This window comes from Acidithiobacillus sp. HP-2, assembly GCF_015100155.1.
Classification (GTDB): Bacteria; Pseudomonadota; Gammaproteobacteria; order Acidithiobacillales; family Acidithiobacillaceae; genus Acidithiobacillus.
The window spans coordinates 101,574-115,407 of the sequence record NZ_JACKZA010000001.1 but is presented as its reverse complement, the minus strand read 5'-3'; the positions used below and the strand labels follow the sequence as shown (position 1 = coordinate 115,407).

The 13,834-nt window shown below is 51.1% G+C and carries 9 protein-coding genes; 2 read left to right on the top strand and 7 right to left on the bottom strand.

What is annotated here, in order from left to right; genetic code table 11:
• The first annotated feature begins 44 nt into the window (after positions 1–44).
• Entirely contained in the window at positions 45–893 is an 849-nt protein-coding gene (locus tag H7F11_RS00600) for a thioredoxin fold domain-containing protein (protein ID WP_227485143.1), read from the top strand.
• 22 nt (positions 894–915) lie between these two features.
• Here the strand turns inward: H7F11_RS00600 and galE are convergent, their stop codons facing one another.
• Positions 916–1,881, bottom strand: coding sequence for a UDP-glucose 4-epimerase GalE (gene galE, locus H7F11_RS00595; RefSeq protein ID WP_193650411.1), 966 nt, complete (start codon positions 1,879–1,881; stop codon positions 916–918).
• 156 nt (positions 1,882–2,037) lie between these two features.
• Between galE and H7F11_RS00590 the strand changes: the two genes are divergently transcribed.
• Positions 2,038–2,823: a DUF4239 domain-containing protein gene (locus H7F11_RS00590; RefSeq protein ID WP_193650410.1), complete on the top strand. Its 786-nt coding sequence runs from the start codon at positions 2,038–2,040 to the stop codon at positions 2,821–2,823.
• A 93-nt stretch (positions 2,824–2,916) separates the two neighbouring features.
• Here H7F11_RS00590 and bcsZ read toward each other — a convergent pair whose 3' ends face one another.
• The 6 genes from bcsZ to H7F11_RS00560 are packed head-to-tail and all read right to left on the bottom strand — an operon-like array spanning position 2,917 to position 13,336.
• On the bottom strand, positions 2,917–4,071 hold the full coding sequence (gene bcsZ, locus H7F11_RS00585; protein WP_035217495.1) for a cellulose synthase complex periplasmic endoglucanase BcsZ: 1,155 nt from the start codon (positions 4,069–4,071) through the stop codon (positions 2,917–2,919).
• Entirely contained in the window at positions 4,068–6,890 is a 2,823-nt protein-coding gene (locus H7F11_RS00580) for a cellulose synthase subunit BcsC-related outer membrane protein (RefSeq protein ID WP_193650409.1), read from the bottom strand. The genes bcsZ and H7F11_RS00580 overlap by 4 nt, the downstream gene beginning before the upstream one ends.
• The gene (locus tag H7F11_RS00575; protein WP_193650408.1) at positions 6,883–8,958 is read right to left on the bottom strand and encodes a cellulose biosynthesis cyclic di-GMP-binding regulatory protein BcsB; all 2,076 of its coding nucleotides are present in this window, start codon (positions 8,956–8,958) and stop codon (positions 6,883–6,885) included. Before H7F11_RS00575 ends, H7F11_RS00580 begins: the two co-directional genes overlap by 8 nt.
• A complete protein-coding gene (bcsA, locus tag H7F11_RS00570; RefSeq protein ID WP_193650407.1) occupies positions 8,955–11,237 on the bottom strand; it encodes a UDP-forming cellulose synthase catalytic subunit in 2,283 nt (760 codons plus the stop codon). Before bcsA ends, H7F11_RS00575 begins: the two co-directional genes overlap by 4 nt.
• Positions 11,227–12,222, bottom strand: coding sequence for an NAD-dependent epimerase/dehydratase family protein (locus H7F11_RS00565; RefSeq protein WP_193650406.1), 996 nt, complete (start codon positions 12,220–12,222; stop codon positions 11,227–11,229). The genes bcsA and H7F11_RS00565 overlap by 11 nt, the downstream gene beginning before the upstream one ends.
• Positions 12,200–13,336 (bottom strand): NAD-dependent epimerase/dehydratase family protein, encoded by a 1,137-nt coding sequence (locus tag H7F11_RS00560; RefSeq protein ID WP_193650405.1) that lies wholly within the window; start codon positions 13,334–13,336, stop codon positions 12,200–12,202. The genes H7F11_RS00565 and H7F11_RS00560 overlap by 23 nt, the downstream gene beginning before the upstream one ends.
• Positions 13,337–13,834: the final 498 nt, after the last annotated feature.

Genomic DNA, 13,834 nt, shown 5'->3' with positions numbered 1-13,834 from the left:
ATGGAGACATTGTGTTCAACAAATCAGCCTGAGGATGATACGAAATGACGTTAAACAGACAGTTCCGCAACCTGACATTACTCACAGGAGGCTTCTTGCTTGCAGGCTGCGCCAGCGTCACCACCTCCAATCTGAAACCGGCGGAACACCTGGTCCAGCAAAATTTCCATAATAAAATCCATGTCACTAAAGTCTTTCCCGGTCCCGTCCACAGCCTGACGGGTATTGTCGTTGAAACTGACCAGCACCAGCAGGGCATATTATGGATGCTGGCCGACAAATATCTGTTATTGGGCCCGGTAGTCAATGCCCGGCAGGAAAACATCACCGGACATTATGCAGACCAGTATCTGCCTCAACCCGCCAAAGTACCTGCCGAAAAAATTGCGTCTGCAGCCCTGGCAGCACCGGGTTTTACCATAGGACATTCGGGACCGCTGATGGTCGTATTCATGGATCCCAACTGTATTTTCTGTCATCTGCTCTGGGAAGCGCTGCAACAACCGGTAGCCGAAGGCAAAGTCCGGGTAAAAGTGGTTCCTGTCGGCTTCCTCAAGCCTTCCAGCCCGGCCAAGGCGGCAACCATTCTCGCAGCAAAAAATCCTGCCGAAGCCTGGGCCAACAACGAAAAAGGTTTTGATTTGCATACCGAAGAAGGCAGCACCAAACCCCTGAGTCATATTCCTGCGGTAGACGAGGCAGCGGTCAAGGCCAATACCCAACTCTTACATCAAACCGGAGAAACCGCCACCCCCGCCCTGTTATACTGCACTAAAACGCCAAAAGGGCTGGTAATGCAGATGAAGCACGGAATGGACGTGCACCGCACGCCGGAGTTCATCCAGAAACTGGAGGGCAGTGTCGGCGCCCGGGGCTGCATCCCTTCTGCCTGATTGCCTTGCGCGGAACGACCCCTTAGCGGATCTCCCAGCGCCAGGCATCGGCGATGATGGTGGCCAGATCCGCATAGCGGGGCTGCCACCCCAACTGTTCACGGATTTTGCGTGAGTCGGCTACCAGGCGGGCGGGATCTCCTGCCCGTCTGGGCTCATCCTCACATCTAATGGTTTTGCCCGTCACCTTGCGGGCGATATCAATGACTTCCTGTACCGAAAAACCATTACCATTCCCAAGATTAAAAGCGCAACCATCGCCTCCGGCGAGAAGATGTTCCAGTGCAAGCCAATGTGCTTCAGCCAGGTCAGTCACATGAATATAGTCACGAATACAGGTCCCATCGGGTGTCTCATAATCACGCCCGAACACACGGATCTGGGCCCGTCGCCCGGAAGCTGCCTGTAATACCAGCGGAATCAGATGCGTCTCCGGATCATGACGCTCACCCATTGCTCCATCGGGATCTGCCCCTGCCGCATTGAAGTAGCGCAAACAGGCAGATTTGAGGCCATAAGCGCGATCATAGTCAGACAGCGCCTGCTCCACCATCCACTTGCTCCGTCCATAGGGATTGATGGGATCTTTGGGATGATTTTCATCAATAGGGGTATATTGAGGTTCACCAAAAATCGCTGCTGTAGAGGAAAAAATAAATTTTTTGACATCAAATGCAACCATCACATCCAGAAGATTCAGCGTATTGCTGACGTTGTTCTGATAATATTTGGAAGGCTCCTGTACGGATTCTCCCACCTGAATATAAGAAGCAAAGTGCATGACTGCATCAAATGAATGCGTTGAGAAAATCCGATTCAGCAAACGGGTATCCGCAATATCTCCATAAACAAATGCGCCACCACAAATTGCATCACGATAACCACCGGAAAGATTGTCCAGTGTCACCACCTCCGCCCCGCCCTGAAGCAAACGTTTTACCATATGGCTGCCAATATAACCCGCACCACCCACTACCAGAATTTTCATGAATTGTCTGCCTCGGTCAGATAATGCGTTTACTGAACAAGTAACCTTTCGGACCAACTGTTCATTTTTGCTGTCTGGATTCTAGCGAAAAAGCACAGCATGGGGCAAACTGTTCCCAAGTTAATCAGGCCTCTCCATGCGCTTCCAAAGGACTTTATGAATCCGCCATTGCTTAATCCCTGGGCGTACTCTGCGGTATTGTTTATTGGCTTGATTTTATGCGTTTTTGTAGGCTTCAAGATCGGCAAACGCAGTCGGGCTGACGGCGGTTCTGGGGCACTGAACGGGGCCGTATTCGGACTTTTGGGATTACTGTTGGCGTTTTCCTTTTCCGGTGCCGCCGAACGCTTTGAACACCGCCGCGATCTGATTACCGAAGAAGCCAATGCGGTCGGCACCGCCTATCTGCGGCTGGATTTATTGCCAGCAACACAGCAGATGGCCCTGCGCAAAAAAATGCAACAATACCTGCAAACCCGACTGGAAACATATCAGCACATTGGTACCAACACCCCTGCAGCTCTGGACGCCTATCAGCGTAGTATTCAATTACAGCAACAAATCTGGACAGAAGCGACCCGTGCGGCCCAACACACCGGCAACACAGCCATATTAAGCCTGGTCAGCCGTGCACTGAATGCCATGTTTGATATTACCACCACCCGCCTTGCAGCCACCCGAAATCATCCACCAATAGTCATAGAAATTCTGCTTTTCGCACTGTCCTGGATTTCTGCCCTGCTGGCAGGCTATGGCATGACCGACCACCAGCGCATTCCCTGGCTACAGGTCATCATTTTTTCCGCCGCGCTGACCATCACCATTTTCGTGATTCGTGATCTGGAATATCCACGCCTCGGCTTCATCCGTGTCGACTCGGCGGATCACTTACTGGTCGAAACCCTGCAGGGGATGCAGACAAGCGCTATCAGATCATCCTGAAGCAGGAGTACCAGAATATATCGCTGGTGCTGCTGAGTTCTGGCGTACTATCAGATCAGTTTTTGCTCAATTCAACATCATGACAAAGTTCAGTCACCGGCTTCCTGTATCCCAGGAAGGTCGAAGGTTACCGTGGGGACCGAAGCGAAATGCTCCGTTGTACCAACCCAATCCGAACAACGCCAGATTCTGATTATAGTAATGAACAGGTGGATAACCATAAAGTCCCGTGGCGGGGCTACGCTCGGCTTCGAGGCGGGCTAGCTGCACTTTCGCCGCCTCCGGCATCTTATACTGTACCAGAAAAGGGAGAAGTGCTGCCGAAAAACCGCTGGGTCCCGTACCCTGTACCAGCCCCGATTGATAATTCTCTTGTAGCGGTGGCAGATCATGTGTCTTCATGTATAAAGCCATTCCCCAGAGGGAATCGAGTACTGCTTTAGCACCCGGCGTATCCGGGTTCGTCATTCCTGCCCAAAGATAGACTCTGATCGCATTGTAACTTCCTTCCACGCCTTGGGGAGCTGGGAAGTAGCCTCGATCAGGACTATAGCTAATCCAGTCAGGCGAAAAACCATGGGGAGATGTCTTGGCGATAACTCTCGGCAGGTATTTAGACATCTCCCGCCAGGGTCCATCAGGGAGGGCTTCGGCAAGGCTGGCCAACAGAAATGGGGGCAAGTAACTGGGATTGATCACCAAAGAAACACCGAAACGGAAATATTTTTCTCCGGGAATGAGCATGGGTCCAGCCCCCTTCATGGGCAAAATCTCTTGGGCGGCAATCCGCTGAGCCAAAGACCTTCCCATTTGGGTGTAGTGTTCATTATTCCATAGACGCCCTGCCTGCAGGAGGTCATAAGCAATCCACAAGTCAGAATCGGCGGCGTGATTACCGCTGAGGGGACCCCATTGGCCGTCGTCCTGTTTGCCCCAGCGCCAAATGGGCAGATTCTGTGCCAAATTTCCTTGGGCCAGGTTTATCTGAGTCCAACTCAGGATGCGGGCAAATGTCTGGGGCTCATTACTCACCAAGGCAAAAAACAAGGCATAAGACTGCCCCTCTGAGGTGGTGATGCCACCCTCGACCCAATCTATGACCCGGCCCTGAGGATCAATGAAATGCTGCTGATAAGCGCTCCAGAACTGCAACCAGGCGCCTGGCACCACAGCCGCAGCGCTGAGGGGGCTCATCAAGAGCACTATCAGCCCCAGCAGTCGGCACGCTTGTCGCCACCATCGCCTCATGGCAGTACTCGTCCGGGACTCGCCATGAGTCGGGCTGAGGCCAGGTCGGGCAGATGATTACCTGATAACACACAGCGGAGATCCAGGCCGAACTGCACCTGAGAAAAGGCAGGATTGGCCTGATAACTGGCTGCCCCATCGACAAACCAATGCTGAGAAAGCTGCTGGGTGAACAGGACATTGAGTGCGCCGGAAACATTGCTCGTCTGGGCAGCCGTGTAACTGGCATTGGTCAAATCCAGGCCATCTTGTAGTGATGACAATTGGGAGCGCAAGTTGGGAGCAGCTATAAATGGGGCGGCCGCCGTCCGCGCCCACTGATAGCCCAGAGAAGCAGCTACCGAGAGCTTCCCATTGGACCACCAGTGACTGAGCGCCATGGCCAGTTGAGGTTGTAGCAACCAACTGGGACTGTAATAGTCCCCATAACCGGGACTGGAAAAATTCTGATTATGGGCGTAACCCTCACCATACGCTGCCGGGCCTATGGCCGCCCACCAGTGGGCGTTGCTGAGTACGGGCTTCATTGCCGATAAGTACGCTGTCCAGCCTGGATTGTTGCGCAAATTACGTCCCGTGATGAGATCAAAATGACTACTGACCAGATAATCCCAGGAATTGGGTTCAGAGCCTGTCCAATACAGGCTTCCACCCAGCTCATTGTGCATAGCGGCACCCCACTGGTAATCCAACGTATGGGTTAGTTGCCCGCTTGATGGGTCAGATAGAGTTATCTGCGCGTTCACACCCTGATAAGAAATCCAGGTCTGCTGCACAGCCTGCCGCAAAGCGTCCAGTTGCAGGTAGGATTTGGACTTCCCTAAATCCCAGCGATACTGCGCTGCCCCCTGAGCTGTACCACCGCCGAGACTGGAGGGAGAGGTCCAACCCAATGCCACACGCCAGCTTTGGCCTGAGCGAACATCATCAAGGCCCAGGAGCAAACCAGGGGCCATCCAATTCCTTCCAGATAGCGCCCCGGAACTTAACATGGCCCCTTGGTCATTACGGACAGAAGCATTCAACGAAGCCGAATTAGCCCGCACCGAGGGGACGGAAAGCTGGGCGAAGCCCGCCAAATGCCAATTGAAACCCCATTGTCCAAAAAAACTGGGGACCAACGCATTGAAATTGTTGCCATCAACCCCAGAACCCCCACGCCAGATATCCGTTGCGGCAATAGCCAGATAACTAGATCGTTTTTCTGGCAGCGCTATATGACCATCAGCAGCTAGGCGCCATGGAATTTCGTTGATCCAGGATACATTCCGGGTCATGCTTTCCATAGGAAGGAGGGTAGTCAATACCCCGCTGCGCTTACGGGCCAAATCGTAAGCATGGGAAAGCTTTTTGGCAGAAAAATCTGCAGTGACAATCCCGCCGGCGTTGGCACGATCAGGGTTTTTCTCGTACAAGGAGGAAAAACCTCTGCTGGCAGCTACATATTGTTTGAGATGCAGCAGGGACCAAGCCTCAATGCTCTTTAGACCTGGCGGGAGAGCCTTGCTTTTCTGACTAAGAGCGAGGTCGTCCAGTGTTTTTGCGTAATCCTTCTGTTCGTAGGCCTGTAGCCCTCTCTGCTGGTAATACCACGCGAAAATCGGCTTGGCACTGTTAGCCGCCGGGGAGAGATGAGCCAGGCTTTGTGCTGTAAGATCCAGATCTCCATCAGCCATGGCAATGCTGCCTACCGTCTGCCAATCGGCACTTTTCTTGGACCACTGTGCCGCCATAAACCACCAGTGCAGGGACTCCCCGGGTCTTCCCAACGCGCCCAAAATCGCCGCAATCAGACGGGCATCTTGCGCCTGATGTCGGGCCTCGATAGCAGTCAAATGCGGTTGCAGATCTAACCATGCACGCTCGTTCTGACCAACAGAATGACGTCGGGCAGCATCGCCCAACAAGACGTCCAGATGCCATTTTTGCAGGGAGGGAAGTTGATCTGGATAACGCTTTTCTACGACCTCAAGTAAAATCTGCACTACCGAACTTGGCATGACTTCCGCAGCATCTTTGAGCTCCGAGAAAGCTTCTTTGTAGTTGTTGGCAAGGTGAATCTGCCGATAATAGTAACGTCCGGCCATGAGCAGACTACCTTGGTGGGCTTCGGCTTGGGCCAACCACTGCTGATTTTCCAGATAAGGAGACGAAAACATAGCCGGAAGACGCCGGGACATGGCCAAAATCGTCGTCCATTGCCGCTTCTTGGCAAGCTCTGGTATTGATTGTGCGGTCAATTCAGTAGACAAGCGCGTCAGCAGGGCTGCGGGAGCATGGTAGTCTGGTAAATCCTTCTGGGCTATACGAATCCGGGTCTGAATTTGTGTTGGTGTTTCCCCATTTTGCTGAGCCCGCCAAAGCTCTCTGTCTATCAATACTGAACGCATCTTTTGAAGTGATTTTGCCGCGTCGCTGGCGAAGGAACCATGCTGATACTGGTCCGCAAAAACATGAATCTGACCCCTGGCTACTGGTAAAGGACGGTCGCGAAGACTCTGCCAAACTTCCTGCTCTGCCAAAACAAAGCGCATATTGGCACTGGGCCGCCAGCCTTGAAATCTGTTTCGTGTCTGGGCAATGAGCTTTCTGGCAGAATCCAGGTCCCGAGCGTTGATAGCCCTCCAGATCGCTGATGTTGCTGAATTGAGGGTTTTACCGGACATTCCTTTGGAACCGGTTATCTGTTCAAGCATTGAACTGGAATGTTCCTGCCCCAAGACACTTGCAAGAGCAGAACGTACCGGCAAGAACAGCACGGCAGCCAAACAGCCGAGCAACATCAGAAGTCGCCCAAAGGTCCGGAAAGGATTATCCATGAGCCCCCCACTGTTTGCGACGGTGTTGAGACAGCCATCCTGCCGAAATGCTGCCCAGGAAAAGGATTGTCAGCACTACGATCACCCACCAGATGGGCCGTAACGAAAAAAGGTAAATCCAGTACCACGAATTTTGATGATTGCCATAAATCTGCTGTTTGCCCAACATTACCGAGTGATAATGGTCATGAGCATCCAACCAGGCAAAGTCTCCGATCAATGAGGACCAGTTATCCTTCTGGACGAGCAGGTCTGCCGCAGATTCAGCCGACTCTGCTGATGGTATCAAGAACCACAGATTCCAGTACTCCGAACCTTTACCCGCTGGAGTTTCCAGCAGATACGCCCGGGCCGAAGGATTTTGGCTGCTGGTCCATTGACTCCCGGAACCAGGGCTTTGCCAACGAAGAGCGCCGTGTACGAACTGAACTGGCACATTGATTTGCCCTGCTGGTTTCAAATCCGCTGGCGTACCAAGAATCACCTGACTGCCTCCACCTGGCAATGGATGCCCCATGAAAACGACCGCTGCCGGCAAAGTACTGCGGCTGACCTGAGCTAGTTTGGCAAATAAAGTTAATCCCGCAGATAACATTTCTGACGTAGAGTTCAGATAGATCATACGCAGACTTTTGGCATTGCCGTCGCGGACCAGAGGAAAAGCCGTTCTTGCCAGTAGCTGTAGATTGGGCAGATGAGCATACTGGTGGGTTTTCGGAAGGCGCATGGTCGATCCCGGTAAGATTTTCACATGGGCGCCATGCACATCCAGACTGAGTCGATTGACTCCAGCCACCAGGGCGGAAAACGGAACGGTGGTCGTATAATGACCCACTCCGGTTCCAAGCTTCCACTGAGAAATCCAGTTGCCATTTGCCCGAACAATCACCAACGGTCTCTGCCCAGAGTGCCTGCCAGGATCAACTGCCAGATTCAGATCCAGGGTCATTTGCTTCTGACGATCTGCGAATTGGCCACCAGGCATCCAAAAGGAGAAATGAAGAAGACTCAATGCCCCCCCCACAAGGGAGGCATCAATCTGTTCTACGCGTCCAACCTTCGCTACACCACCGGGCCGGAGAACCGGCTGCCCTCGCCACAAGTTTGGGCGCCCTGCCGTTTTTGTATCCATCAATCCGATCTGCCAGTTGTCACCCAGTGGAAGGTCTCCTCGGTTCTGCGCAAAGGCCTGTGCCGCCCGCAACACCGCATCATCGTTACGACCCGTGAAGGACAACACCAATGCTGTTCGCGAATCATCCACGGGTCTCAGCAGTACTCTCGCATCGGACCCGGAAACTTTGCTCGTCCCTTCAGCAGTCTGGGCCCCAAGTAAAAGAATCAGGGGTGCGGACCGTGCTGTTGCCTGCGCAATATTTGGGAACACCCGTACCGCGACGGTTTTGTCCGTGCGCATTGCAATACCAGCTACCGCCTGTTGCGCGGCCTGAATAAGAATGGGAGATATTCGCCCCAGGAATACTACGGGCAATGGGATTGATGCATTCTGATCTCTTTGAAAAAGAGTCTGGAGATCATTGAACTGGATTGTTCTCCAGGGTTTTGGCTGCAATCGAAACTGCAGCTGCGATTCATACGCGTCAATCTGCGTCCATCCCTTGACGGAATCTCCGATAATACCTTTTGGTGAGCGCAAGGCGATGGAGAGAATCTGATTACCTCCTCCGAGCTCACCGGGTTCCAGCAAAACAGTCAGTTCGCCCTGCGGATAATCTGGATTTTCCCGAACGGCTCCCACATCCTTACCATTGAGCGCAATAACCAGCTCTGTTCCTGGCGCAGTGCTTGGCCCAACAAAATAGTGTAATGCCAGCGTTGAGTGGACTGCCTGTTCCTGCACAGGAATTTGCCAAGTGGCCTGGAGCTTGGGCTGATTACCGTTAAGACTGATAAACCGCTTGCTTTCCATCAACTGCGCCAGGGATTTTTGTTCCACTGAGGCCCAACACTGGCCAGTCTCAAGCAAAAACAGGGTTCCAAGAGCAAGCAGGAAACCCAAGCAAGGAAAACCGCCCCACTTAATCCTGGACCAGACAATCTGCATCATAAATAGCGCCTTGATCTGCGCACCGCTTTACCCATGTCGTAACGTCGGCGCTGACGCAAATTCCACAGCAGGTATGATTCTCGCCCACGTTGGTAAAGAAACCGTCCCCAATACCAAAGGCCAGCTCCAGTCTTGACCAGAAAATAGGCATAGGCAGCCAGGAAGCCGAGTCGACGACGACGCGCAGCCAACAAGGCAGTCACCTGATTACTGTGACCATACAAAAACCTAACCACAATCTGGAGTTGTTGCTGATCCACATACGCAAACCGGACCCCAAAACGATCACCAATCCCATCTATGGACTTAACGGGAATTGCATCACTTCGTATGGAGCGCTCTTCATCTACGAGATGTACTGCCCTGATAACGCTGGCTAACTGGCCGGCACCAGCCGGCCATGCATTACGTGAAAAACCCACGCCACCCATCGAAAGATCCAGCGCTGGTAATCGCAATACACTGCCATTGAGCAGTTCCAGATCGACTTTCATTCCTGCGGGTGCCGGTACCCGATAACTCTCTCGACTTTGGCGACGTTCCAACATGACGACCATGGTTGCAGTAATAATGATGAAGTTAAGCAACTCCCAGAGCAAGGTAAAAACCAACTGTGGTCGCTCACCGGGATGCACATACCAACGCCAAATACCAATGACCAGAGACAGCAGGATGATCCCAAAAAAAACACTCTGTACCTTGGCCGCTGAAGAAATAAAATCGTGATCCAGCTGCTCACCCTTGGGGGTCACATTGAAGGGTCTTTTCCCTGGTCTAAGCAGGGTGCTGAATAACATGATCGCCGCCAACGGCGTTTGCACCATCTCATATACATCTGATGTCAGTGGCCAGCGCACCTGTCCATAGACAAAATCCGAATAGATCCAGGTCGCCAAAAAATAGGGAGCACCATAGATCAGGTATTGCTCAATGGTCGCGTTATATATCATGACACCAAAGAGCAAAAACATGGATGGCGCCAACATGTTGATCATGCGGGCATACGGAAAAAGCCAGTACGAAAAACTGGTAATATAGGTTAACCGTTGTGCAATGCTGAGGCCCTTGGCAAACAGGGGGTTCTTCATTTGCAGAATCTGGATAGCTCCCTGAGCCCAGCGTACCCGCTGACTAATGAGACTGGTAACTGTCTCGGGTTGCAAACCGAGAACCTGCGAACGATCCAAAAATACACTTCGATACCCCAGAGAATGCAATTTCATTGCGGTTTCAACATCCTCGGTCAAGGTCTCCGTCTGTATTCCCCCTATTTCCTGTAACAGGGAACGACGAATAACTGCCGCTGATCCGACAAAAAAACTGGCATCCCATGAATCCAGACCTGCCTGGATATAACGTTGGAAGAGCTCAGCCTCCGCCGGAGAATCATGAAAAATGTTCAGATTCTTTTCTACCGGATCCGGATTAATGAAGCTGTGTGGGGTTTGCACCATCGCACACCCGGGATCAGCCAGAAAGAATCCCGCAGTATTTTTCAGGAAATCGCGCGTGGGTACATGATCGGCATCCAGAATAACAATCAGGTCGCCATTAAGAGAGGGCAATGCCGCATTGACGTTTCCAGCCTTGGCATGATCATTGTGTTGCCGCGTGTGATAAATAGCACCGACCGCCTCACAAAGCGACTGCAAGTCACGACGTCGCGTCTGGGAGACCTCCGCAATTTTCGGGTTGGCACAACGGTCATCTGTACCTCCATCATCCAACAGGTGTACGCAAAACTTTTCTTTGGGATAATCAATCTGCAAAGCACCCAACAGAGTAACCCTGAGAATTTCTGTGGGTTCGTTGTAAGTTGGGACCAATACATCCACTACTGGCCACGAGTCAGCATCCAATGGCAAGGGGACAGGTTGGCGATGCCTCGGAGTGAATGTCACAAAGAATCCCAGAATGGCGTAACCCGCAGCATAAAGCTCTGCCAGAAACAGCAAGGTGCCAAAAAAGTCGCTGGCGAAGCCATACCCCCCGATGGTGAATTCCACCCGCCAAACCAAATATCTAAATATCAGATAAATAGCTATGACAATATTGGTGACCCGAAAGGAATCCACAAGCAACTGCGGCAAGACCAGACGTTTGAGCAGAAAAAGCTGCATCATCAGGATACCGACCAGAACCACGCTCACCAAGGCCTGAGCCTGATTACTGACTGGCAACAACGCCAAGACAAAAGCCAAAAATATCGAGGCCACAAATCCTGAAACCGCCAACCCGAGCAGCAGCGCTTCCAACCATTTGCCTTGCTTAAAAGGCATGACGCAAAGTCTCCCAATTCTCGGCATACCAATGCAAAGTACTGCAAAGGCCATCTTCTGGAAGAGTCATCGGCCTCCATCCCAAGTCCACACGTGCGCGCTCAATTTCAAGGTACTTTATCGCCGCTTTGTCCCGTGGAGCCCCGTGAAACAGCGGCGTCCGCCGCTCGCCATCAAAGAGAATGCTCAGCCGTTCCGCAACTTCAGTAATGGAGGTTGCGGTTCCCGTACCGAAATTGAAGGCCTTTCCCGAATGATTTTGTAGAGACTCTCCAAGCCTTAGATACGCATCAGCCATATCACCAACGTGAAGAAAATCAAGACGTGAGCTACCATCATCACGAGCACCAAAATCGTAACCTCGGCCTTCGAGCAGATTGAAAATCGCGCGAGGAACAAGACGACTAAAATTGGTATCCCCTGGTCCGTAGGTATTCATGAATCTACACACGCCAATTTGTAAATCATAGACTTTGGCATAGGTCCGGGCCACACAGTCACTCGCAACCTTCGATGCAGCGTAAATGTTGCTGGCTTCAAGGGGCGGGTCGGACTCTTGCAGAGCCCGATCATCGGTGGTCATGCCGTAATAGGCGCCGCTGGAGGCAAACACCATCCGTTCCACTGTATCGCTCCGACGCATGGCCTCAAGCAGGGTATACGTACCCATGGCATTCACGCTGAGGGTTTCCATTGGCACGACATTACTGGATGGTACGATGGGCTGGGCAGCAAGATGAAAAATCGTATCAATAGCAAAACGGGATAAATTCAAACGTAGAAAATCGCTGTCACGAATATCGCCTACCCAGACCTGCAAGTGTCTATCAAGACCTTGGATCTGCAAATATGACCACTTCGGAAATACCCGATCCAACACAAAAACACGTGCACCGAGCTGGAGCAAACGCTCACACAGGTGCCCTCCGCCAAAGCCTGCACCGCCAGTAACCAGACAATTCTTACCCTGCCAAAAGATGGACATGATTCTCTCCTTCCTTCGCAAGCTGATAATGTTCCCGGTAGAAACGAATCGTTTTGGTCAGGCTATCAAGAAATTCATGGGCTGGCTGAAAGGCAGTGTCCTTGACAAGCTTTTCACCATTCAGATGCTGCTTGGTAATGGCATGGATAGTGGAGGCGTTCGCTTTTACCTTAACGGCAATACCATTATCCAGGATGGCTTGGGCACGCTGCTGATCCACTGCCTCCTCAACCCCTGCAGCCAGTTCAACAATGGTCCGCAGCATGGCCGGTGTACTCATGTAGGTCCCTCCAGCCAAGTTGTAAACTTCTCCCCGACACACATTACTATGAGCCAGCAGAATAATGGCATTGACCAGTTCATCGACATACAGATAATCACGCTGATGTTCAATGGCATCGAAATACAACTCCGGTGCCATTGGTTCAGGATTACCAAAAATACTTTGCATAGCCTTTGGTAACAGCCGATATTCAGAGTTGAAATCATAGGGACCAAAAATATTACACATTCGTAACGTCACAGTCGGTAATTGAAATGCTTCATGATAGGTTCGCGAAAACACGTCGGCCGCCAGTTTTGCAGAGTCATATACTCCGATTCCACGCAACGGTGTCAAATGTTCGAAGTAAGAATCGCCATCCATTTCACCGTAAACCTTATCGGTTGATGAGAGAAAAATCATGTTCGGCTTGTGCGCAGAGAGCCGACAAGCCTCCAACACATTGATCCAGCCCATGGTGTTGGCCATTATCGTGTCATATGGGGCGTGCAATGCCTTTTCGATAACCGACGCATATGCAGCAAAATGGAAAATATAGTGGAAACGATATTGATCAATGATTTCACACATACTTTTCTTATCAGTGACATCGGCCTCAACAACATTGAGTTGCTCCCGAAGACCCAGGCGGGGACAATTGATCATGGACAGACGATCAGTGGAAGTATCAATATCAAGCACTGTCACCTCTGCGCCGCATTGCAGCAACCGACGCGCAACATGACCACCAACAAAACCGAAACCACCGGTTATGAGGATTTTCTTGGCATGAAAATATTCCTGAAGCTGCCGCAATTTTGCGATATTCGAATCCCTGAATTCTTGTAGCATATTTTTATCCTTTTAATTGTATGGCGTGATCATACCTGCCAGCAGCGATAAAATTTAAGCGATCATGCGGAATAAATATATTTTCTGCTATTTCTAGCAGAAATCATGCCAAAATGTTTTCTGTTGATTTCTAGACTGTTCCTGAACTCACCGTGGGCTCACTGTTTCAGATATCATACACATTAGAAAAATCTTGCATAAGATAGTTTTTACATCAGCAGGTTAGCGATCGTTACATACACGTTACAAGATTCTCATCGGCAATTTCTTTTAAGCAAATACAACATCAAAACAGCATGAAAAAATCCTTCACAGAATATTCATAATATATTGTTAAATCGATGTTTCGAGAAATTTTCAGATGCGAATAATTATGGGATTTTGGACATGTAAAGGAGGGTTATGAAAAGACGTTAATAGCGTCTTGAGGTATACCAGCAATAGCGAGCCGGGCCGCAGCTTTCATAAATGAGAATTTTACCCGTGCATTAAGCTGGG